Source organism: Acinetobacter sp. C13, from assembly GCF_016809775.1.
GTDB lineage: Bacteria > Pseudomonadota > Gammaproteobacteria > Pseudomonadales > Moraxellaceae > Acinetobacter > Acinetobacter pittii.
In genome coordinates, this window is the sequence record NZ_JAFBJL010000001.1 from 309180 (window position 1) to 332994 (window position 23815).

23 protein-coding genes and 1 pseudogene are annotated in these 23815 nt (G+C 37.9%); 9 read left to right on the forward strand and 15 right to left on the reverse strand.

The features are described from left to right. Positions 1-46: 46 nt before the first annotated feature. On the forward strand, positions 47-415 hold the full coding sequence (locus JGE69_RS01495) for a hypothetical protein (protein WP_227602349.1): 369 nt from the start codon (positions 47-49) through the stop codon (positions 413-415). Positions 416-653: 238 nt separating this feature from the next. On the opposite strand, the gene JGE69_RS01500 is transcribed toward JGE69_RS01495, so the two are convergent. The 9 genes from JGE69_RS01500 to JGE69_RS01540 all read right to left on the reverse strand — a co-directional run bounded on the left by JGE69_RS01500 (position 654) and on the right by JGE69_RS01540 (position 10344). Further along, on the reverse strand, positions 654-1124 hold the full coding sequence (locus tag JGE69_RS01500) for a hypothetical protein (RefSeq protein WP_063098376.1): 471 nt from the start codon (positions 1122-1124) through the stop codon (positions 654-656). Positions 1125-1354: 230 nt separating this feature from the next. Then, the gene (locus JGE69_RS01505) at positions 1355-1714 is read right to left on the reverse strand and encodes a hypothetical protein (protein ID WP_002120526.1); all 360 of its coding nucleotides are present in this window, start codon (positions 1712-1714) and stop codon (positions 1355-1357) included. Positions 1715-2079: 365 nt separating this feature from the next. Beyond that, complete coding sequence (locus tag JGE69_RS01510; RefSeq protein WP_081325663.1) at positions 2080-3438, reverse strand: amino acid permease; 1359 nt, start codon at positions 3436-3438, stop codon at positions 2080-2082. Positions 3439-3583: 145 nt separating this feature from the next. Beyond that, positions 3584-5029: an NAD(P)/FAD-dependent oxidoreductase gene (locus JGE69_RS01515; protein WP_199112005.1), complete on the reverse strand. Its 1446-nt coding sequence runs from the start codon at positions 5027-5029 to the stop codon at positions 3584-3586. An 18-nt stretch (positions 5030-5047) separates the two neighbouring features. Further along, positions 5048-6379 (reverse strand): APC family permease, encoded by a 1332-nt coding sequence (locus tag JGE69_RS01520; RefSeq protein WP_044425212.1) that lies wholly within the window; start codon positions 6377-6379, stop codon positions 5048-5050. Positions 6380-6566: 187 nt separating this feature from the next. Next, positions 6567-7274: a cache domain-containing protein gene (locus JGE69_RS01525; protein ID WP_068611530.1), complete on the reverse strand. Its 708-nt coding sequence runs from the start codon at positions 7272-7274 to the stop codon at positions 6567-6569. Between the two features lie 65 nt (positions 7275-7339). Further along, on the reverse strand, positions 7340-8059 hold the full coding sequence (locus JGE69_RS01530; protein WP_199112007.1) for a FadR/GntR family transcriptional regulator: 720 nt from the start codon (positions 8057-8059) through the stop codon (positions 7340-7342). A gap of 55 nt (positions 8060-8114) precedes the next feature. Beyond that, positions 8115-8885, reverse strand: a complete 771-nt coding sequence (locus JGE69_RS01535; protein WP_199112009.1) for a nuclear transport factor 2 family protein — start codon at positions 8883-8885, stop codon at positions 8115-8117. Between the two features lie 28 nt (positions 8886-8913). Continuing rightward, positions 8914-10344 (reverse strand): gamma-aminobutyraldehyde dehydrogenase, encoded by a 1431-nt coding sequence (locus JGE69_RS01540; RefSeq protein WP_130118683.1) that lies wholly within the window; start codon positions 10342-10344, stop codon positions 8914-8916. Positions 10345-10811: 467 nt separating this feature from the next. On the opposite strand from JGE69_RS01540, the gene JGE69_RS01545 reads away from it, so the two are divergent. After that, the gene (locus tag JGE69_RS01545; protein WP_060465481.1) at positions 10812-11261 is read left to right on the forward strand and encodes a hypothetical protein; all 450 of its coding nucleotides are present in this window, start codon (positions 10812-10814) and stop codon (positions 11259-11261) included. 112 nt (positions 11262-11373) lie between these two features. On the opposite strand, the gene JGE69_RS01550 is transcribed toward JGE69_RS01545, so the two are convergent. Beyond that, a complete protein-coding gene (locus JGE69_RS01550; RefSeq protein ID WP_002001056.1) occupies positions 11374-11796 on the reverse strand; it encodes an Lrp/AsnC family transcriptional regulator in 423 nt (140 codons plus the stop codon). A gap of 135 nt (positions 11797-11931) precedes the next feature. Between JGE69_RS01550 and JGE69_RS01555 the strand changes: the two genes are divergently transcribed. The 4 genes from JGE69_RS01555 to JGE69_RS01570 all read left to right on the forward strand — a co-directional run bounded on the left by JGE69_RS01555 (position 11932) and on the right by JGE69_RS01570 (position 16725). Next, the gene (locus JGE69_RS01555; RefSeq protein WP_199112011.1) at positions 11932-13167 is read left to right on the forward strand and encodes an aspartate aminotransferase family protein; all 1236 of its coding nucleotides are present in this window, start codon (positions 11932-11934) and stop codon (positions 13165-13167) included. Further along, the gene (astA, locus tag JGE69_RS01560) at positions 13164-14258 is read left to right on the forward strand and encodes an arginine N-succinyltransferase (protein ID WP_000972685.1); all 1095 of its coding nucleotides are present in this window, start codon (positions 13164-13166) and stop codon (positions 14256-14258) included. Before JGE69_RS01555 ends, astA begins: the two co-directional genes overlap by 4 nt. A 398-nt stretch (positions 14259-14656) precedes the next feature. Next, positions 14657-16120, forward strand: a complete 1464-nt coding sequence (locus JGE69_RS01565) for an amino acid permease (protein WP_199112013.1) — start codon at positions 14657-14659, stop codon at positions 16118-16120. Between the two features lie 239 nt (positions 16121-16359). Next, positions 16360-16725, forward strand: a complete 366-nt coding sequence (locus JGE69_RS01570) for a hypothetical protein (protein ID WP_017400408.1) — start codon at positions 16360-16362, stop codon at positions 16723-16725. A 50-nt stretch (positions 16726-16775) separates the two neighbouring features. Here JGE69_RS01570 and JGE69_RS01575 read toward each other — a convergent pair whose 3' ends face one another. Then, a complete protein-coding gene (locus JGE69_RS01575; RefSeq protein WP_199112015.1) occupies positions 16776-18236 on the reverse strand; it encodes a coniferyl aldehyde dehydrogenase in 1461 nt (486 codons plus the stop codon). Between the two features lie 129 nt (positions 18237-18365). Between JGE69_RS01575 and JGE69_RS01580 the strand changes: the two are divergent. The 3 genes and pseudogenes from JGE69_RS01580 to JGE69_RS01590 form a co-directional block, all read left to right on the forward strand. Continuing rightward, a pseudogene (locus JGE69_RS01580) lies at positions 18366-18765 on the forward strand (AraC family transcriptional regulator ligand-binding domain-containing protein); the annotation flags it as partial. A 99-nt stretch (positions 18766-18864) separates the two neighbouring features. Beyond that, complete coding sequence (locus JGE69_RS01585) at positions 18865-19134, forward strand: hypothetical protein (protein ID WP_069030434.1); 270 nt, start codon at positions 18865-18867, stop codon at positions 19132-19134. A gap of 258 nt (positions 19135-19392) precedes the next feature. After that, positions 19393-19737 carry a hypothetical protein gene (locus JGE69_RS01590; RefSeq protein WP_199112017.1) on the forward strand — a complete coding sequence of 115 codons (345 nt, stop codon included), beginning with the start codon at positions 19393-19395 and terminating at the stop codon, positions 19735-19737. A 250-nt stretch (positions 19738-19987) separates the two neighbouring features. On the opposite strand, the gene JGE69_RS01595 is transcribed toward JGE69_RS01590, so the two are convergent. The 4 genes from JGE69_RS01595 to JGE69_RS01610 form a co-directional block, all read right to left on the reverse strand. Further along, entirely contained in the window at positions 19988-20884 is an 897-nt protein-coding gene (locus JGE69_RS01595; RefSeq protein ID WP_199112019.1) for a DMT family transporter, read from the reverse strand. 147 nt (positions 20885-21031) lie between these two features. Beyond that, positions 21032-22783, reverse strand: coding sequence for a tannase/feruloyl esterase family alpha/beta hydrolase (locus JGE69_RS01600; RefSeq protein WP_199112021.1), 1752 nt, complete (start codon positions 22781-22783; stop codon positions 21032-21034). A 33-nt stretch (positions 22784-22816) separates the two neighbouring features. Then, positions 22817-23206 carry a PaaI family thioesterase gene (locus JGE69_RS01605; RefSeq protein WP_086394521.1) on the reverse strand — a complete coding sequence of 130 codons (390 nt, stop codon included), beginning with the start codon at positions 23204-23206 and terminating at the stop codon, positions 22817-22819. A gap of 39 nt (positions 23207-23245) precedes the next feature. After that, positions 23246-23782 carry a DUF3237 domain-containing protein gene (locus JGE69_RS01610; RefSeq protein ID WP_002120536.1) on the reverse strand — a complete coding sequence of 179 codons (537 nt, stop codon included), beginning with the start codon at positions 23780-23782 and terminating at the stop codon, positions 23246-23248. Between the last annotated feature and the right edge of the window lie 33 nt (positions 23783-23815).

The following is a 23815-nucleotide window of genomic DNA, read 5'->3' on the forward strand; positions in this document are numbered from 1 at the left end:
AAGTTATATGAAATTTCTATCCATTTAACAGAAAGAAGATGGTCTAATGATGGGGAAATCTAACAACTATATTCGCTCCATTATTTTTTCAATTTTACTGATACTTACAGGCTGCGGTAAAAAATATATGATTACACCTGATGTGCTTCCAACAGCTCATGTGAGTCAGGAGTATAGACAACTTATTCAGATTTCTGGAGGTAAAGTTGTAGATAAAGAGGCTGAATTAACTACAGATATACCTGATGATCTGGGTATTACAGTTAAGCCAGAAAATGATTTATCTAAATACAATATTATTGAGATCAAAGGAAAACCAAAATATAAGGGAACATTTTCTATAAAAATTTGGGCTGGGTTTCATGGTGGGGGAAGCTCTGTAATTGAAAAAACCTATACTTTTAAAGTTGAATGAAAAGAAACATCATTTAGTATCTATACTTTTATGTGCGCTTTTATAGAAAACTTAAAAATATAGTAATACATGGTATTTTAATTATGTTTGATGGTGCTAATTTTGTAGGACTTGCAGCAACAATAAAGACTTGATAAATAATTGAATTATGGCTTCTTATTGCTGAGTTAACTATATATTCCTTTATTATTTTGAGCCAAACAACTTGTTTGGCTCTTATTTTGAGGTTAATCCCTATCTATTCAGACTGAGCTAAGTCACGTTCACGGCATGATAATTCATAATAATTACCTTTTGGCAGAGAACGAATTTTAAAGCCATAGTAATCACTCGTCGACTCTATAGGAGCGACACTACATTGATTTGTTTTCGCAAATTTTTCAATCAATTTTAAATTAGAAGTTTGCTTAAATATGGCTCCCCAACCTTCACTCACACAACAGCCCACATATTCAGACATATATTCATCTGAAATGAGTACAACGTTTTGTCCCATAAATTCATAAGGCTTTTTCAGTTTGTATATATCGTTATAGTCTGCTCGTGAAATATTAGGTTTCTTGGCTAAAAAGCCTTTTTGTTTGAGTATTTGGAACTTTAAAAAATTCTGAGGCCCAGTACCAAGTCCTCTATAAACCGAATTATTATCTTCTGCAAAGCTATATGAGCTAAGCATACTGACTAAACTTAAAAATAATATTTTTCTCATTTTAAATTTCAAAAGTTATATGAGGCCGTAATTCTTTCATATCTTATGAGTAGCGTAAAGTAAATGACTGATTTTTACAGTCTACACATAAAATATAGTGTCGATAATAGTTTGTTATTAAATTAAGTTTTCTTTGAATTAGATGAGGTAAGAGAGGGAGGAAAGCAATCAAAAATGCTTACTTTCCTTACTTTAAAATAAATTAAACCTGAGCTTAATTTATATAAATATTACTTCTTTTGCTTAAAACGGTATTTACATTTTAAACAGCGATAATCTTGAAAAATATTCTTGTCGATTATTACGCCAGCTTTCTTACCAAAAATATTACCAACTACACCGCCAGTAATTCCTGCACTAATGGCACCAACAAAAGTCCCTACAGTTCCGCCAACAATTACACCTAAAGGACCAGCAACAGTACCAATAGCTGCTCCAACAGTAGCACCAGTCGCAGCACCACCTACAGTGCCTGCCGTTGTGCCGGCAGCTGTGAGTAAAACACCGCCAGTTGTTCTAAGTAATTTGTCATGGTCACGTGCTTCAATTTCTGTAGAACCACACTTAGGACATTGCAGAGCTTTTTCCATAAAATTTCCTGTCTTTCATCATTGAGTGACACAGTTGAAGGCTAAATCAGTAAAGTGGGTAAAGAACCTGTCTTGCGATACAGTATCTTTTGCCTATTGAGTGATCGTAACGATAAACTGGTCTGTTTTGATTTTAGCTGAACATTGACACAAATATTTATAGATCATGTAAACACTTGTACTTTAATAATTATCTCATTAAATACCAATGTTTAGAATGACTAAGGCTTATATATCCATGTGTCTAGTAGAGAACAATTTAATAATGATGAATAGAATGTGAATGGTTTTTCTAAAGTTACTTAGAGTGACAAGCTGATAAATGATAAAAGGCCTATTCTGTTTGAATAAGCCTTTTTTGAATATTAGAGTGCTTTTTTCCAACTCAGAAATTTATATAATCCAAACATGAATATAATCCAGATTGGAATTAAAATCACAGATTTTTCAAACCCTTTTGTCCACATGATATATAAAATCATGCCAATAAAAATCAAAACGATATAGTTACTTAAAGGTGAAAATAGAGCAGGGAACTTGGCAACTTTGTCTTCAAGTTTCATGGCACGTTTAAACTTTAAATGAGTAAAGCTAATAATTGCCCAGTTTAAAACCAGTGCAGCCACGGCCATGTACATGAGATAGCTTAAAGCTTCTTCTGGAATAAAGTAGTTCAGCAATACACAACCGAAAATCAGAATAGAAGAAAAGATAACAGCAGGTGTTGGAACCCCTTGTTTGCTGACTTTTGTAAAAATTTTGGATGCATGGCCTTGTACTGCTAGACCATATAACATACGACTGTTTGCGTACATACCGCTGTTATAAACAGACAGTGCGGCTGTTAAAATAATAAAGTTAAGCAAATGCGCTGCCCAACCAATCCCAAGCTGGCTAAAAATCATCACAAATGGACTTTTATCTAAACCACCGAGGTCAAGCTGATTCCACGGAATAAGCGACATGATGATAGCAAGCGAAGCCACATAGAAAACCAAGATTCGAAAGATGACTTGGTTAATGGCTTGCGGAATACTTTTTTCAGGATTCTCTGCTTCAGCGGCAGTCATCCCAATCAGTTCAATACCGCCAAATGCAAACATTAAAAAGGCGAGCATATAAAACAGGCCCGAGAACCCATGCGGGAAAAATCCGCCATGCTGCCACAAGTTCGCAAAGCTAGCGATAGAATCACTACCCGCGGTAAGCAACAAATATAAGCCAAACACGATCATGGCAATGACCGCCGCAACTTTAATAATGGCTAACCAAAACTCAGATTCACCGTAAAATTTAACGTTGCCTAAGTTCAAACAGGTAACCAAAACAAAGAAAAATAAGGCTGATATCCACGCAGGAATGTGGGGCCACCAGTAATGCACATATTTAGCAACTGCTGTTAATTCGGTCATCGCGACCAGAATATAAACCACCCAATAGTTCCAGCCCGATAAAAAACCGGGGAATTTCCCCCAATATTTTTGTGCAAAGTAACTAAAGGAACCGACCACAGGTTCTTCTACGATCATTTCACCCATTTGACGCATAATTAAAAATGCGACCAAACCGACAATGGCATAACCTAAAATAATAGAAGGACCAGCAGACTGGATGACTTGTGCAGAGCCTAAAAATAAACCTGTCCCGACAGCACCACCCATAGCAATTAACTGGATATGGCGATTTTTAAGTCCGCGTTTTAATTGGGAAGATGAGTTGCTCAAAATATATGCGCTGAATAAAAAAGCTGGCGCTATTGTAATAGATTGGTTAGGGATAACCTAGTTTGAAAAGGATTTTACTCCGCTAAATAAAAAGGATCCGTACAAAGCTATACGGATCCCTTTTTGAAATCGGTTATTTTATAAATTAGAAAGATACCATTTTGCCCGGATTAATCATTGCACCGATACCATACATGCTTTTAGCGAGTGGAATAACAACGGGAGCAAGGGTACGACCAAAAATAATATTTTGATGATCAATTTTAGATAACATTTCGAAGTCGTTAGATTGCCCAACAAAGTCATTCGCGATGGCTTTACCAATACGTACCGTCTGAGCAACGCCGTGACCACTCCAACCATGAACAGCATAAATCGGGAACTTATTACCAAACTTACGGCTATCGACTGCACCATTTACGGTTAAATCAGTTGTTCCACTCCAGACAAAATCCATCTCTAGATTTTTAATTTGAGGGAAAACAGTGTGAATTCGATGCTCTAGATAATTTAATGTTTTCTCTGGACCCCAGCATGTGCCAGTACCTTGGCCACCAAACAATAAGCGGTTATTAAATACGGGACGGTAGTAATCAATCTGGAACTGAGTATCATAAACTGGATGCCCAAATGGCAGTAGCTCTTTAGTATCAAGCTCTAGCGGGGCAGTCGTCGCAACATAGGTATAAAACGGAATAGTGGTATTGTTTTGCTCTGATAAAAGTTTAAAAGAAGCATGGTGCACGGCTAACACCACAGACTTTTTAGCTTTTACGACCGCATTTGCAGTTTGAACATAAATGCCATCTACTTTTTCTTCTATTGAAATGACTTCTGTTTGTTCATAAACAGTACCGCCATTTTGGCAAAATCCATAAATTAAGCCACGGTTTAAAGCTAAAGGATGAATTTGTCCACCTAACTCATCAATTAAACCACCTGTGTAATAATCAGACTTAATAAAGTCCATGAGTTCGTGTTTACCTACAATGCGCGTATGGTCTTCACCTAAGTATTTTCGTGCATCGGCGCCTTGTGTTAAACCAACCAAATGCCCTTCATGAACAGCGGCAGTAATGTGGCCGTATTTGCGGTCAAAGTTGAGTTGGTATTTTTCCGAGATGTCATCAATGAGTTGCATGGCTTCTGTAGAAGTAAAATGCCAGAGTTTTTTTGCATCTTCATAGCTCAAGCGATCGGCCATTTCTTGAGCTTCCCAGCGAGCTAAACCAGGGGTGAGTTGTCCGCCATTGCGTCCAGAAGCTGCGCTACCTACACGGTTTTTTTCTAATAAAATAGTCTCTACGCCTTGTTCAGCTAAATGTAAGGCCGTAGATGAACCTAATAAACCACCACCAATAACCACCACATCGCATTCAATATCAGCTTTTAAGCTGTCAAAGGTATGCCAATCAGAAAGTGAGCTTTCATAGTAGTTTGCTGGATTATCTGCCGATGCACCTTCTACAGTTGTTGCGTCAAATTTTGCATGCTTTGGATTTAACCAACTCCACTCTTTGCCCACTTGTAGAGATTTACTTGGTTTATATTCCACGTCTTTTAAAAGTTGAGGTTTAGAAATAATTTTCATAATAAAGTTCCTTAAAAATTAATAAGCATTGCTGATAGCAATACTTTGTTTTTTAATCGTTTTATAAATAAATAGGAGAATGCCCAAAGCTAACCAGAAACATCCAAAAATCAGTGAAGATGAGTCAAGATTAAGCCAGAGGCAAATAATGCTAAAGACTGATATAAGCGGTAAAAACAGGTTTAGAAATTTATTTTTAAACCCTGAACGCTGTTTATCTTTAATATAAAACTTCATAAAAACTGAGAAATTTACGGCTGTAAAAGCGACTAGCGCACCAAAGCTGATGAGGCTTACGACTTGGGCTAAATCTAGAAAAACCGCAGACATTGAAATAAGACCAACAAACAAAACCGAGAAAAACGGTGTACCTAATGAAATATGAATTGTCCCAAAATACTTTTTAGGGAAAATATTATCGGTACCCATTATATACAGTAAACGTGAAGCGCTGGCATGTGAGGCAAGGCCAGAGGCGACTGTGTTCATAATTTGCCCGCATAAGAATACGGATTGGAAAAAAGCACCACCAACGTAAAGCACAATTTCAGGCAACGCTTCAGATGGATGCTGAAAGCGTAGATTGTTTGGAAAATAAAGCTGAATAAACCAAGCGGCTGTGAAAAAAATAAGCCCGCCAGCGAGAGTCGTTAACATGACTGCACGAGGAATATTTTTGGTGGGTTGTTTGGTTTCATTAGAAAGCGTGGTAACCGCATCGAAACCTAAAAATGAAAAGCACAAAACTGAGGCACCCGCAACGAGGGGGAGTAAAGATTGGTGCTCATGCCAGAGTGGAGCCAATGTAAGCACATGCTCATAACCTTGAGTCGAGCCAATCCCCTTAATCACTAAATAAACAAAAATGACCATGAGTATGATGGGTGCAAACACAAACAATAGACTCAAATTGGCGAGTAACCGAATGCGGAAACAATTCACTAAAGTGACTAGGCTCGCTGACACAATTACCCAGAACCAGTAAGGCAGACTTGGAATAAGGGCTGTGAGATAAATTGCGGCTAGCAAAACATTAATGAGAGGTAATAACAAATAGTCGAGCAGAGAGCACCAACCGACAAAAAAACCACTTTTAGGCCCTAAACTTTCAGCTGTATAGCTATATGCCGAGCCTGATTTTTCTGAGTTTTTACTAAATCTTGCATAGCTCCAAGCGGTGAGTAGCATGGCGCCAAGTGCGAGTAAATATGCCAGTGGTACGTGTCCATTGGTAATTCCAGAGACAATACCGAAGGTATCAAATACCGTCATAGGGGTCATGTAGGCAATACCAATAATCGTGACTTGCCAAAGAGACAGTTTTTTTAAGGAAGACGTTTTATTTTCCATGTCATTTCAACCTCAAATTTCGTTGTTTTGCTTTTCATCCGGAAAAGCGATGCTATTTTTGAGCCAAAACTTCCCCTAGACTTGAATAAACACGTCTATTTGGAGAAAGTTTGTACAAAAGTGGGTGGCTGTTTCGCCTTGGTGATGCCCTAAAGCAAGATCAAATACTTATATCTTTGATATAACTCTAGATCACGACCAATTGAAAAGATTGACACGGTCGTGAGAGAACCTGCTCGGGGCTTTGGCCTTTAAATAATGTGCCTGTTCTGATGGTGATGTCATTTGAAGTAATCACTCGAGAAGAGTCGTTAATCACAATTGCTTTTTGTTTAATATTTTTAAGCTTCGGCATAAGAATTTTTTCGAGTGCGGAAACTAAAATATCGGTGGCAATCACACCGATAAATTGATCACGAATCATGACTGGATGGGCAAGGGTGATGGTGTATGCACCATTGCAAATATAATCGACATAGGGTCCATGGATGCACGGACTTTTGTTTTGAGCAGGTTTATGGAACCATTCAAAAGAGCGAAAATCTAAAAATCGCTGAGCATTTTGATAGTTTTCAAGCTTTGCTTGCTGTAACTGATCTTCTTTTTTATACCACCATTCGAGTGTCCAATAATCTTGCTCTTCTTGCGTTGCAGGGCTATAACTTGCAAAACCAATACCTTGACTGTAATGGCTTTCCTGTAAGGCCTTTTTAATTTCTTTTTGCAAAGCTGAACGCTCTGAGCCTGAAAGCTTAACGTCTTTGGTTTTTTCAGGTTCATGTTTTGAAAGAATTTTGCTCGCTTTAGTTGCCAGCTTTTCTGTAATGGTTGTCGTTTCTTCAACCACCGTCTTTAACAAATTTTGAAGCTCTTCTATATCTAAATGTTGGGTCATTCCTATAACTCCTAAAATTCCGTATTTCTCACTCGATATTTTATAAGTGCTCTACTTTATTGTTTTTATTCAATAGATAACTTATATCGAAGCATTTGGTCTGTTAGCATCGAAATGATTTTTCGCGCTTGAATAACAGCATCATCTTCATTGCCTTGAACAAAAGATGATAAAAGTTGGTGGTATTGAGCGACGACCAGTTGATGAAATTGATCATCTTGGTAAAGCACAGCAATGAGCGGTGCCCATTCGGCTTGTATGGTTAACTCTTGATTTGCCAGTCGAGCTGATTGAGCAAAAGAGGTAAGTGTTAACAAACAACGTAAATCAAGTTGGGCACGTGTGTCTGGTTCAACTGCTTGTTCAAATTGATCAATAAGCTCTTTGATTTTACCCAGTTCATATTCAGTGGCTCTTTGTGCTGCCAAATATGCACCATGGCTTAAAATTGCACTATGAAACTCACCTAAATCAGCCAGATATTCATTTGAAGCTTGACGTAGAGGATGCTTGTTTAAGAGTAAATCTGAAGGTAACTCGCAAACAAAGCTTCCGCCGTTTCGCCCGCGTCGTGTATCAATCAGACCTTTTACGCGTAAAGTATTTAAAGCTTCACGGACCGTAATGGGTGACACTCCCATTAAGCGAGCTAGATCCGCCTCGTTAGGAAGCTGTTCATTGCTTTTGAGCAATCCAGAGATAATTGCATTTTCCAAGCGTTCTACAACTTGTTCCGATCGAGTTGCCTGAGCGATAGGTGCAAAAATTATCGTATATGCTGACATGGCGAATTCTCTAAAAGCTAAGTCAGAGACTTAGCTTAATGAAACGGATAAATGATTAAAACACGCCATATTGATGGACTGCCTGTTCATCTTCAGGCACAGCTGGTATTGCATCCCAAAGTTCAACAATTTTGCCATTATCGACTCGCCATAATTCAAAATAGGCATGTCGATTTCCGGCAATACTTCCTTCGGAATGTGTCAAGACAAATTGACCATCAGCAATGGAGCGATGCGTTTTGGAGTATACCAAACCTTGTCCTTCATTACGGATATTGTTCAAAAAATCAATGACTGCTTTAACACCATCGCCAATGTCTGGACTATGTTGAATGAACTGATCGTCGTGGGTGTATTCTTTAAATGCCTCGTAATTGCCATCAATTAATGACTTCTTAAAGAACGAGGTCACAATCTCGCGGTTTTTCTCTGGATCATGGTGAGTAACGATTTCAGTTGGACCATCTAATTGGGTTCTACCACTCACATTTGGCGCAGCTTCTGCCACAAGACCATCCCAATGTTCCACAATTTTGCCATCTTTCACTCTGTAAATATCAAAACCAACTAAAGGGTTTTCATCTAGACCCTGAAAGCGGCCATGAATTGCAACCAAATCACCATCTGCCAATACACGCACAGCTTCGTGTTGCATGTCAGGACAGTCTTCTACCAATTGGCGAAGGCCCGAAATGCCATTTGCAACGAGTGGCGAGTGCTCTATAAAGTCTTCAGAAAAATAACGGTCCAAAGCAGTGGTGTCGTGCAAATTAAATAGCTCGTGATGGGCTTTAGTCACCAAGGCTTTCATTTCTTGCTTATTCATTTTGATCTCCTTTCAAAGCTCATTGTTATTATTCATTTGAACTCATCACATGTTTAACGCGAGTATATTCTTCAAAACCATAGCCAGATAAATCTTTACCATAACCTGATTTTTTGAAACCGCCGTGTGGCATTTCTGCGGTTAAAGGAATATGGGTGTTAATCCAAACTGTACCGAAATCGAGTTCACGTGACAGACGAGTTGCACGAGCATGGTCTTTGGTCCAAACACTTGAAGCTAGGCCATATTCAACATCGTTGGCTTTTTCAATCGCATCATTTTCATCTGTAAATTTTTGAACGGTAATCACTGGTCCAAAAATTTCATTTTGAATGGCTTCGTCGTGTTGTTTTAAGCCACTAATAACAGTTGGTTCAAAATAGAAGCCTGGACGGTCTGCTTGTTTTCCGCCTGTTTCAACTTTGGCGTGAGCAGGTAAGTTGTCGATAAAGGCTTTAACATTTTTTAATTGGTTGGCATTGTTAAGTGGACCATAAAGCGCATCTTGATCATCGGGTTCACCAAAACGGGTATTTTTTGCAGCTTCAACTAATTTGCTTAAAAATTCATCATGAACTGCTTCAGCCACAATTACACGTGTTGCCGCAGTACAGTCTTGGCCTGCGTTGAAATAGCCTGTTAAAGCAATCATTTCAACTGCTTTGTCGAGGTCAGCATCTTCAAAAACCACTACAGGTGCTTTACCACCAAGCTCAAGATGTGCCTTGGCTAGATTTGCTGCGGCAGAAGCTGCAACTTGTAATCCCGCACGAACTGAACCTGTAATCGAAACGAGAGCAGGGGTTTTATGTGATACCACTTTTGAACCGACTTGAGCTTGACCTAACACCACGTTAAATGCACCTTTAGGGAAAAATGGTGCAGCAATTTCAGCAAGTAAAAGCGTACTTTCCGGCGTCGTATCACTTGGTTTAAGTACCACGGTATTACCTGCGGCTAAAGCTGGAGCAATTTTCCAAACAGCCATCATGAGTGGATAGTTCCACGGTGTAACTTGTCCAACTACACCGACAGGTTCGCGGCGAATAGAAGAGGTTAAACCTTCTAAATATTCACCTGAAGCAGTGCCATTGAGTAGGCGAGCAGCACCTGCAAAGAAACGAACCTGATCTGCTGATGCACCTACTTCCTCAGATGCGATTAAATGTTTTAACTGACCCGTATTACGACTTTGTGCTTCAATTAAACGCTCCGCATTTGCTTCAATAGCATCTGCTAAATTCAGTAATGCTTTTTGACGAGTCGAAGGTGTACTGCGTCCCCAAATTTTAAATGCTTCTTTTGCAGCGGCATAAGCTGCATCAACTTCTGCCTCGGTTGCATTCGGTGATTGTGCATAAACTTCACCAGTCACTGGGCTGACCAAATCGAAATAATCATTTCCTTTGCTAGCAACATATTCGCCGTTAATGAAGTGTTGTAGTTGAGTTTTAGCCATTTTTTATACCTTGTCCTTAGGTTTTAACATATAACATATAATACTATATGTATTATGTTTTAAATTTTCTGTCAAATGCTTTGATGAGGGGATTGAGTGAAAAAAGTTGGAATTTAAATCAAATTGGATTTTAAGTTTTTGAATTGATTATTTAAAAAATATTAAAAATTTATTGAAGATTTTTAATTGTTCTCTATTGATTCACTACTACAAGATAGTTCTGAACCTTTTTAGAGAGGGGAAGATGCAAGTTTTTGGAAAGGTAACATCATTTTCAAAAAGTTAAGTGAATTACTTCAGCTTTATATTTTAACTTTGTAGTTTTATTCAAAGGTATCTTATATTTTAATGAGGATAATGAGTTAGAGATTCATTTAAATTCATATGATAAAATAAGTTCAGTAAAGAATTCTTTCTTATTAATAATTTATTGAAAGAAAAAATATCATTTTAAATGAGAATAATATATGGAAACTATGTATTTGGTATATCATGTTAGAGATAAAATAAGAAAAGATCCTAATTATATAAAAAAAGTTCAGGCTTTAACTTTGAATGAATTAAGACCAATGCATGGATTGAAAGGCACATATGGGCTATATGGTTCGCTTGAGTGGTTAAATAATTTAGAGTCGGGGACAATTCCACGTCAAGAAATATCAGGAACAATTCGGCGTATTTATACAACTGATATGGATAATGGCAACATACCAGACACTATGGATATTGAATTAAAAGATATCGGCAAAATTATGAAGCAAGGTATTTTTTTAAATAATGAATCCGATATAAATCTTTTTATTGTAGGGAGGAGGATAGAGATTATCTATTATATAGAGGATATGAAAGCAATTGATCATACAACTGGTGAAAATGTAAAGCATGAGTTTGTTCTTGAAATGAAAATTTCAAACTGATCATAGATAGTCTTTCAATATATTCTACAGAAAGAGATATCCTATTCTGTAGAATAATATATTGAATATGTTTGTAGGTTATTAGCTTGAAAAAATAAGAAAACTATTAATCTCAGGTCTTATGACTCGCAAGCAGAATGCTGGTTTCACTGTTATAAATACCTGAAATATTCCTGATTCTTTCTAATACTTTATCGAAGTTTTCTAAAGTGTCAGAGCGTAGCTCAACCAAAATGTCCCATTTGCCATTGGTTTTATGCAAACATTCCACGGCACTTTCTAGGCGTAATTCTTTAATCACAGACTGCGCTTTAGTGCCTTCAACCATAATGCTCATCCATGCACGGATGACGTTGCGTTCAGCATTCGGTTTAAAACGAACCGTATATCCGGTAATAATGCCCGAAGACTCAAGATACTCCATTCTCTTCTTAATAGTTGCTCTTGAAACGTGAACTTTTTCGGCTAATTCAGTAACAGACATCCGTGCGTTATCTTTAAGTAAACCTAAAATAATTTGATCAATGTTATCCATATTGTAATTGTCAATTATCAGATTGGTAAAAAATAATTCATTTTTGACTGAATTACAAATTTTGTGAATCAATTTGATTTTGAATAATAGGGTCATCAGTTAAGCCTAATAATTCAATTTAATGGACTAGATAAGATGAATAATTTTGCAGTTTCTCGTAATGACTTTAACGAGTGGATGGTTCCAGTTTTTGCACCGGCAAATTTCATTCCAGTACGTGGTGAAGGTTCACGTATTTGGGATCAAGAAAATAAAGAATATATCGATTTTGCAGGCGGGATTGCAGTAAACGCATTAGGTCATGCGCATCCAGTGGCAGTAAATGCTTTAACAGAACAAGCAACAAAACTTTGGCACGTTGGTAACGGTTATACAAATGAACCTGTTCTACGCCTTGCAAAACAACTCACTGAAAATACATTTGCGGATAAAGTATTCTTCTGTAACTCAGGTGCAGAAGCGAACGAAGCCGCATTAAAATTGGCTCGTAAAGTTGGACTCGACAGCGGCGTAGCTGGCAAAAGTGGCATTGTGGCATTTAACAATGCGTTCCACGGTCGTACCTTATTTACCGTTTCAGCGGGTGGTCAACCTAAATATTCACAAGACTTTGCACCACTTCCAAACGGAATTAACCACGTTGCCTTTAATGATTTAGAAGCTGCAAAAGCAGTAATTAATGAACAAACTTGTGCAGTCATTGTTGAACCGATCCAAGGTGAAGGCGGCGTTATTCCTGCTGAGATCGAATTTTTAAAAGGTTTACGTGAACTGTGTGATCAGTTTGGTGCATTGCTGATTTTTGATGAAGTACAAACCGGTGTTGGCCGTACAGGTGCACTGTATGCCTACATGAACTCTGGTGTTATTCCAGATGTATTAACGACTGCAAAAGCATTAGGTGGTGGTTTCCCAGTCGGTGCAATGCTAACAACCGATAAGTTTGCTCCGCATTTTTCTGTCGGTACACATGGTACGACTTATGGTGGTAACCCGTTAGCAAGTGCGGTTGCAGGGGCTGTATTTGAATTTATTAATACGCCTGAAGTGCTGAATGGTGTTAAAGAACGTCATGACTACTATAAAAATGCTTTAAATAAATTAAATGAAAAATATGAAGTCTTTAAAACGATTCGCGGTGAAGGCTTATTGATAGGTTGCGCTTTAGAAGACAAATTTGCTGGTAAAGCAAAAGACATCAATAACCTTGCGGGCGAAGAAGGTTTACTGAGTCTGATTGCTGGTCCAAACGTTGTACGTTTTACGCCGTCTTTAATTATTCCATTTGCTGACATTGATGAAGGTTTGCAACGCTTTGAACGTGCACTTGCTCGCTTTGTTGAAATTCAAAAGGATGACCAAGCAGCATGATGATTATTCGCTACATTGAACCTAAAGATGTCAATGACCTTTATCTCTTGGCGCAAAAAGCAGGTTTTGGTTTGACATCTTTGCAGCCAAATATGCAAAAACTTGCTGCTCGTATTGAGAGGGCGTGTAAGACAGTCGCAGGCGAACTCCCAAAGGCAGATCAGGTTTACCTATTTGTTTTAGAAGATACTGAACTCAACAAAGTTGTCGGTGTTTGCGGTATTGAAGTCGCACTTGGTTTAAAAGAACCTTGGTATAACTTTCATGTAGGAACACAAGTTCATGCTTCTGAACCGTTAAGTGTTTATAACGCTTTACCGACTTTGTATTTGAGTAATGACCATACCAACTGTAGTGAGCTTTGTACTTTATTTTTAGACCCTGACTATCGCTTAAATAAAAATGGCAAGTTTCTATCTAAAGTCCGTTTCTTATTTCTTTCAGCATTCCGTCAATATTTTGAAGAAACGATTGTTGCCGAAATGCGCGGATATTCTGATGAAAATGGACAATCACCATTTTGGAACGCAGTAGGTCATAAGTTTTTTAATATTGAATTTACCAAAGCCGATTACTTAAGTGGTGTCGGGCAAAAGGCTTTTATTGCTGAGCTGATGCCAAGACATCCACTCTATGTCGATATGTTGCCGGACGATGCTAAAGCTGCGATTGGCATTGTTCACCCAAATACTCGACCAGCCTACAATCTCTTGCTTGAAGAAGGACTACGCTACAAAGGCTATGTCGATATTTTTGATGGCGGTGCGACGTTGCAAGCAGATATCGAAAATTTAAGGGCGATTAAAGAAAGTCAGTCCGTAACGGTACAAGTCGAACAAACTGAAAATATCGCTGTAGGGGATGAATCTTACATTGTGGCCAATGATGACTATGAAAATTATCGCGCCATTCTTGTGTATAGCAAACCTCATCAGAACATATTGCAGTTAACAAAAGAACAGGCAAACCAATTGAATGTTGAAAATGGCTCTTTAGTTCGGGTGCTAAGTGTTCATGTTAAACAAGTTTCGAGTCCAGAAGTGGTCAATAAACTCAAAGCCACTGAACATTTTCGAATGGCTGTTAATTAAGCGGAAATTACTACACATTTCACCAAATTTAAGAAGGAATACTATATTATCGCTAGCGCAAGATGGGTATATGGATAAATACAATCTTGCTCGCTGAGCTGAGATTAATTAGCCTGTTTTTCTATATAAAAGTTAAATCAATAAAATATTTAATTAGTTTATATATTTTAAATGTTTATCGAAATTATATTTTGGAAATCAGGCTAATATAATAATGAAGGAAAGGAATGATGAATAATTTTTATTGTTATAGGTGATGGCTTTTAAAAAGGAATTTATAAGGTCTTAAGTGATTTAATAATATTTTAGAATGGTTTAATGGACTAAATTAATAATCATATAATTTGTTTATTATTAAAGCATTTACGACGGTTGCTATAAATTGGAGTAAATATTACATGAGTAAGAATAACGGAAAGCAGTTCCTGGAAGGAGATCTTCTTGGTAGTCAACATATGACTGAACAAGAAGAAGAGAAATTGCAGCGCTCATTAACCAATCGTCATATTCAGATGATCGCAATTGGTGGTGCAATTGGTACTGGATTATTTATGGGTTCCGGGAAAACATTAAGTGTTTCGGGTACTTCAATTGTTTTAACCTATTTAATTATTGGTTTCTTCTTTTTCTTCGTGATGCGAGCAATGGGTGAATTGTTGCTTGCGAACACTAATTTTAAAACTTTCGCCGATTTTGCAACGGCTTATCTCGGCCCATGGGCGGGTTTTTTCCTTGGTTGGTCCTACTGGTGTAACTGGATTATTACTGCGATTGCAGACGTGATTGTAATCGGAGGGTACATGCAGTTTTGGTATCCCGATTTACCCGTTTGGATTCCTGCATTTACTTCATTAGCGGTTTTAACCATACTTAACTTTGTGGCTGTGCGATTGTTCGGTGAACTTGAGTTTTGGTTCTCACTCATCAAAATTACTGCAATTATTCTGTTTATTCTGGCTGGTATTTATTTAATTAGTACCGGATTTACTTCACCAAATGGGGTTAAGGCCTCAATGAGCCATTTGTTTGAAACACAATCCATGTTTCCTTATGGTGTAACAGGTTTCTTAGCTGGTTTCCAAATTGCCATATTTGCGTTTGTGGGTATTGAGCTGGTTGGTACAACAGCTGCTGAAACCAAAGACCCGTATACCTCACTTCCAAAAGCAATTAACTCTATTCCTTTACGTATTTTATTATTCTATGTGGGTGCATTGGTTTGTATTATTGCGGTTACATCTTGGGCTAAGGTTTCACCAGAAAAAAGCCCATTTGTAGAGATGTTTACTTTGGTCGGGTTACCAATTGCTGCGGGTTTAATCAACTTTGTTGTTGCGACTTCAGCTTTATCTTCTGCAAATAGTGGAATCTTTGCGACCAGCCGTATGTTATACGGTTTGGCTTTAGACAACGACGCACCTAAAAGCTTTAGCAAATTATCGAAAAGAAAAGTTCCAATTCGCGGACTTGTATTTTCAATGGCGTGCGTAACGGTTGGAACATCTATTTTATTTATTGTTCCAAATGTCATGACAGCATTTACGATTATTTCAGCGCTCACTTCAATTTTATGTATTTTTACGTTTATGTTGATTGTGCTTTCATATATTTATTATCGTAAGAAAAGCCCTGAACTACATATCCAGTCAAAATATAAAATGCCAGGTGGTTTATTTATGGCATGGATGACTATGTTGTTTTTAGTGTTTACTATCGTAATTTTAGCTTTAGACCATGATACTTTAATTGCACTTGAGTGTTCACCAATCTGGTTTATTGGTTTATTTATTGCCTATAAATATAAAAAGAAAAAGATGTTGCAGCTTGATATCTTAAAAGCTCAAAAGGTTGATTATATTTAAGTCGATTATAGTTGTTTTTATATTAAAGCTAGGTGGGTGCCTAGCTTTTTTATTTTTAAAATAATAATTTTTAGTTAAGATAATTTGTTTATGGTTCCAACATTTAGCAGCAAACTTACTCAGAAAATTTTTGTAAGGTCTGAAATGTTTTTCAGGATTTTAAATATAGTCATAAATATTAAAATGAATTAAATTGATTTTAAAACTAAAGATTACAAAGTAAAAGGAATAGTAATCCCATGATACTTAAGTGTAATGATAGTAATTTGTACGATTTTACTATGGGGAAAAGATATATCTGTTTTGGGATGCAATTTAATGAATATCGAAATGAAACAAAGGTATCCGTTCGCCGTGATTCAGATGGTACCCCTGTTATTGTAGATATTTCTAAATTTGAAATAATTAATCCTAGTATACCTGAAGGTTGGGAAATTTCATTTTATAGACAGGAAGATACTATAACGACGACTATTGAACCTAAAGAATTTAGTGGAGAATTTTGGGATGACTATCATGATGGAAATCCTAAAATGGAAAAATTATTTGAAGATACTTATTTAAAGATCTGTAAATTTCATAATTTTTCTATTACGTCCGGTTGATTAATTAAAACCCAATAAAAAAGCCTCACTACGAGGCTTTTTTATCATCCTTATTTAATATTTGGATCGCCTTTCTTCAAGAAAAAGCGAATCGCTAATTTTTGTAGGAATGTCCCATAAGGAGGGTGGAAAAGCTGAGTCGGGAAAAACCGATGACGAATAAATACAGTTTTTGCATGTGAAAGTTCGCGGAAACCTTCTTCACCATGATATGACCCCATGCCTGAGTTGCCGATACCACCGAAAGGAGCGTCATGGTTAACTACATGCCAACCCCAGTCATTGATGGTCACACCACCCGAATGAGTTTCACGTAAAATACGATCACGTTCTACCGAGCTATGTGTAAAGCAATAAAGTGCTAAAGGTCGCTCGTCCGATTTCACATAGGTAATCGCATCATCTAAAGAATCATAAGCCACCACAGGTAAAATAGGACCAAATAGTTCTTCTTTCATAATCCGCATGTCTGACGTGCAATTCAGCACAATTTGTAGAGGCATTCTACGGCCTTGTTGGTCGAAGCTATAAGTGTCACAAGGAATAACGTGTGCACCTTTTTCTTGTGCATCGGTCAAGATATCTTGAATACGTTTTAAATGACGGTCATTTACAATCGATGTGTAATTCTCATTGTTTTCAATGTTTTGACCAAACATTTTTATAAAGCTTGATTTCGCAGCATCTACAAACTCATCAATACTTTCTTTTGGAACCAACGCATAGTCAGGTGCTACACAGATTTGACCACTGTTTGTTGCTTTGCCATGTGTAATACGTTTTGCCGCATCGGCAAGCGGGTAGTTGCGGCTTACAATTGCAGGAGATTTACCACCTAACTCAAGTGTAACAGGTGTTAGATTTTCAGCAGCAGCTCGCATGACGATTTTGCCAATGGCAGGAGAACCCGTAAAGACAATATGATTAAATGGCAAAGAGGTAAATCTTGCTGGGTCTGTAATTTCTTCACCAAAAACCGCCACTTCATCTTCGTTAAAGACTTCGGCAAGCATGCGTTTTAGCATGGCATTAGTATTCGGGGTAATTTCAGGGAGTTTAATCATGACTCGATTGCCCGCAGCTAATGCGGCAATGAGTGGGCCAAGTGCTAAATAAACGGGGAAGTTCCAAGGCACAATCACACCAACCACGCCTTTAGGTTGGTATTGCACACTTAAACGGTTTGATAAAAATAAAAGCTCGGTACGGCGTTTGCTTGGACGCATCCAGCGTCGTAAATGATGAATCGCATGATCGGCTTCCAACACAGAGCCAAGCAAATCGAGTAATTTGGATTCATCAAGTGATCTTGAGCTAAAGTCAGCATTAATCGCAGCAGCTAAAGCATCTTGATAACGAATAATTTGTTTTTTGAGTTGATGCAGTTTTGTGCGGCGTGACTCAAGACTTGGGTAAGGATCTGCCTCAAAATTGGCACGTTGTTTGGAAAAAATAAGTTCCATATGTTCAGTGGCAGAGCCGCTATATTCTTTTAAGGTGGACTGTTCCATTATTATTCCTTCCATACTTTTGCTTATCATACTTTATGCTTGAAGCGTTGTATGGTCGATGTTAAATTGAGACAACAAGAGGTAGTTTAGTGCCATTATGCATGTCACTCTAGGGATGGTGTGAATTAAATGCCTAATAATGTTTATAAAAATACAAATGCGGTTATCGAAGGAAATTATGATAATACATCCTTAGGTGCCAATACATATTTGCTGGGTTTGACCAGTTTATTTGATGAAATGGGTACGCAAGGCCATTCAATATCAGATGTTCTATCTGACACAAATATTTCGCCAGATGCGATGAATCAATCCTCTATATATTTCCCAAGTCCAAAAAATTCAGCTATTTCAAAATATTCAAAAACTATCTCACGATCCTTTAATTGCACTACGCGCAGGACAAAAGCAGCAATTGTCTGATTTTGGAGTATATGGTTACACGCTTTACTCTTCGCGTAATTTTAGACAAGCGGTAGATCTGGGCATCCGACACATTAAGCTTGCAGGGAATGTAATGGGGGCTAGTGGAAAAGGTGGGAAAATGCCTGAAAAAGAATGAGCTCTGCCGAATCCAAATGTTAGAATTTTAGAAATGTTAAAACGTTAATAACGGGATACCTTAAATATGAGTAAACAGTTTCAAAGAGATTTTGGAGTTTATTGCTGTCCCCATATATTTCATAAAGAAAAACCTGTTTTATTGGTAATCCGTGATGAAGATGGAGATTGGCAGTTCTTATGTGGGAATGATGTTGACGATGAATGTCACTATGTTGGAGTCGGCCATCTTTTAGATAGAGATAATTCCTTAGAAGTATTAGTTAATCTTGAAAAGAATACAGGTGCTGAACGTGATGATGCTAATCAGGTTTGGAAATATTTTCCTTTGGATTAAATAAATGAAACAGTGAATACTATTATTTATAGTATTCACTGTTTTAAATATTTATAAAAATTCTCTAAGTTCTTGAAGATTTGGTGAAAAGAAATATATTTAAGAAAAATACCTAAAAATCTTATTTTCACACTTTAAAATAAATTAAATGAGCTTACTTTAGACAAAATTATATCCACATTGCAAAGATTGTAGTGGGAAACAAGCTGGACAAGTTACACAGGAACAAAGGCGTATATTTTTGGAGTTTAAGAATCGATGAAAGATATTTTGAAAGTTCAGAAAGAATGTTGTGATCATTATGAAGAAAAATTTTTTCCTGTAGAGTTAGATCAGTTGGTTGTAGTATCTGATGGAGTTTTAGAAGGAGAAATATCAATAGAAGGTGTTAGGTATAGATCATCTAAACATATGAGTGGTTGGTGGTTAACAGCTGATAAATATGATGGTGATATAAAAACTCTCAAGAATGTTCATTTTGCACATATATTGGAAAAAAGACCTGATTTAGCAATTTATATGGCATTACCTTGCGGATATAGATTTATATTGGGGGGAGAAGAGGAACATGTTTGGTTTGATGAGAATACTTTAGATGAATAGTTTATATTTAATTGTAAAGTAAGATGGTTGGGGATTTAATAGTCATTTGATTTCAGTGACTATTAAGTCTAATCCAATTTTCTTGAAAGTGAAGTTGGCAGTCTTTTTAGTTAATGAAAAAACTAATAAATATAATCAGTTTTTAGGTTGAAATAATATTGTATCGCTTATGGTATATTGTAAGAGTTAATTTTTAATATGAATTTTTTAATAAACTATTATAGGCTGTGTTAAGTTGTAATAAATTTATTTACTTAAATCGAGAAAGTAACTTTTTCTGCAAAAATGGATTACAGAGCAAAATCGCAAATAAAATAATAAATATACCGATAATGCTGAATAGATCCGGTAATTCATGCCAAAAAATAAATCCCCAAACTCCTGCAAAAATAATAGCAATATAGTTCATTGGGCCAATTTGTCCTGCTGGCGCTAAGCTATAGGCATAAGACATAAATAGTTGGCTAATATTTGCTAAAAGTCCTGCGGCAATGAGTAGGCTTAATTCGTGCCAAGTGAAAATACGCCAATGCCAAAACATGGGAATAGAGGAAATTAAACTACCGAAAACACAGAAGTAAAAAACGATACGTTCAGGCGGCTCTGTACTGGTTAAAGCTCTTACGGTGACAAAGGCCATTGCTGATAAAAAGCATGCACCCAAGCCAATAAAAGATAGTGCGTTAAATAGACCTTGGTCGGGTTTAGCGACAAATAAAACTCCAATGAGCCCAATCATAGCGGCAAAAACCATCGATTTGGTAATTTTTTCTTTTAAGAAAAGCCATGCAATCAGTGGAATAAAGATAGGAGATGAATAACTAAAAACCATGGCGTTCGATAGTTTTAAGTTCGCAATGGCATAGAAAAAACCATACATTGCGGCTAGCCCGACAATACTTCGCCAAGTATGCATCCAGAGTTTATCGGTTTTAATAAAATCTAGCCCCTGTTTAAAGAGCATCGGAATAAAAATAAATAAACCTACTGCATTTCTAAAAAACACGACGGTCGCATTGTCTACCGTTTCTGAAGCAAAACGAATGCACACTCCCATAATGGAAAATAATAATGCTGATGTCATAAGACAAAGCAGTGCTTTTCCAAGTTGAGTTGAGGGGAGGTTTGAAGCAGTCTGATTTTGCATATCGAAATGAGTTTTTGGTTTTTTCGGTGTTATCTTAGCAGTGATGCAGGTATTGGATGAAATATCATTTAATAATGATTCAATAGTGATACTTAGTAAAATAAAAAAAGAGAGCTTATTTAAGCTCTCTTTTAATTTTATAGGGTGTTATTTACAGCTAAAGTTTTCAGCTTTTTCACTATCGCCTTGACCGTTGTAACGGGCAATCAGTGGGTAAGGGCAAAGTGGGCGGGTACGGTCTGGTGCCCAATCTTGCGGAAGTTCAGTATTCACTTGACCACTTGGGTTACCTGCGCCGCGTGCGGTCGCAATGATTTTGTCAGGTGCTTGGCCATATTCGACCCAGTTAACTAAAGCAGTCAATGCGTCAAATTGGTCGGTCGCAATCCCATCACGGGTATGGTTCATGCCCGGAACTCTAAAGAAACGTGCAAATTCAGGTGCTGTACCTTTTGCATCATTTTTATAGTGCTGGAGTAGTTGATCGTACCAATCTTGGGTGTCATCTACAGAGAAAACGCCGTCTGCTGTGCCTTGTACCACAATCATTTTTCCACCGTGATTACGGAGTTTATCTAGATTGAGTTCATCGGGTGGCATCATGAAGGACATGGAACTTTCGGTATAGACATCATTGGTTGCTGATAGTTTTGGATAGTCGGTATCGAAGTTAAAATTAAAGGCAAATTGTCTAGAGTTTTGAGTCACAGTTGGGTCTGGTGGGACTTGAAAAAGAATGCCGACTGCAACTGGGTCACGTGCTGTTCCCACAGAAGATTCAAATTTCCAGCTTGCCCAGTTGCTTCCCACTAAACCAGGGTCAAAAGGCTGGGTTGCATAGAGCGCTTGTCCAGCCGAATTTACAGGGCCACGGTAAATGTTGGCTAATACATCAATTTGTTCGGTGCTTAAACAAGTACCATCTCTTGTGCTTGAGCAAACAGGTACATCTTTGTGAATATCAAAAGCTGTACGACAAGATTCGACATCTTGAACCAAGCCATCTGCAACACCGTCTAGAGCATCGCATCGATCTAAAATCGCTTTTGCTAAAACTTTACGCTCCGTAAGAGTAAGAGCGGTACTTAGGTCATTTTCATCTGTTGCTACACGACGAAGCTGCTGCGCTGTGTAGAGCTGAGCCGCGGCTGCACGAGGTAAATGAAAACCCGGTGTACTTGCTAAAATTCCATCATATTGGTCACCCAAACGAGTTGCAGCAATCATGGCATGACGCCCACCGTTCGATGTGCCGCCTGCATATGAGCGGTCTGGCAATTTACCATATGCGGTTTTAATTAGGTTTTTTGCCATAGGCGTGAGTTTGGTAATCGCACCGTAGCCATAGTCAATTCTTGCTTGAGGGTCTAAACCAAACATTGGATTTTGTGAAGCATTATGTCCGGCATCGGAAGAAATAACAGCAAAACCATCATGCAGGGCATTGGTCAGCGGGCCACCACTGCCGACCTGACCTGTTGCAGGGACTAAATTACCATCGGTTCCGCCATTGCCTTGATAGAGGAAACGACCGTTCCAATCAACAGGTAAGCGCATTTCAAAACCAATTTGATAAGTTTGTCCATCGATCGGGCTTACACGTTGGTCCATATAACCTTTGATCAAACAATGAGCGCCAATCGGTTTGTTGGCGACAGTCAATGTGCCTGCTTCTTGAAGGGTAGCTGAGCTAATGACTGTATTGTTGTATTGAAATCCGAGTAAGTCCGTACAGCTTCCTGTCATTTTTACGCCCACAGCAGGAGATAACTGCGGTGGTTTGGTTGTTGAGGGAATCGTTGTGTCATCACTATCACTTCCACAGCCTGCCAAAGAACCAAGCATGGCAAGTACTAAAGCGGAGTGGGTCAAAATTCGTTTAGTGTTGGTGTAATTCATTTATTCATATCCTTATTGAATGAATGGTCGCAATTAATCTAAAACCAGAAAATTAGCTGTGCTTCGTGCAATCATTTTGTTGTTTTGCCAAGCTTCACTTTCAAGATTTAGTACAGTTTTGCCTTGTTTAATGAATCGGCATTTTGTAATGACTTCACCCACAGCACAGGGCCTTAAAAAATCCATTGTTAAGTTGATGGTGGTAGCGGGTTTATGGTTATTGGCGAGATATGCAAAAAGTCCCATCACATCGTCGAGCATGGCGCAGATCATGCCGCCTTCAACGGTGCCACGTGGATTGGTAAAGCTTTCTAGGGCTGTGTAATGGATGTTAAGTTCAGTGTTTTGATCATTCCAATGGATATTGTGTCCGCCCAAATGGTGATGGATGGGCGGTAAGTGCTCTAAAATTTTTTGATCCATAATGAAGGGTCCATCCTTTTGAAAGTGTTATAAAAATTATTATTTCAAGGTGTAGGCATCATAAATAACAGCTTTACCCAAACGCATTGCACTACCTACCGCAACGGTCTGGTTAAGCCATGAATATTTAGGTGAGCTGGTTTCAAACTGCATGGTAATTTTGAAATAGTAATTTTTCGGGTCGACATCTTTGCCTTGGGCAAGCTGTTTTAGTGTTTCTGCCGAGCCATGTCGGTAACCTTTGGTTTGAAGGTAAATAAGCGCACCATCATTGGTTTCTAATAGATATCGCGTATCAATAATGGCTAGCCCTTTACTGTCGACAATTTGCCAATCTGCGCCATTATTTAAAATGCGGCCCTTAAGTGATTTCCCTTCAAATGTCCCACCTGTAATGGGAATAATTCGGCGTTTACCTGCGTCACTGGTTGTGCCTAATTCCCAAACAGGCGCATTTAAATCAACACTGAATTTTGCTAAAGGTTCAAGCTGAATAGGTGGCGGGCTATATTGTGTTTCGGCATGAGTCAGGCTAATGAGACAAATTCCGCAGAGTAGCGTTACAACTTTCTTCATGATGAATTTCCCGAAATAAAAAGAGGTTCTATG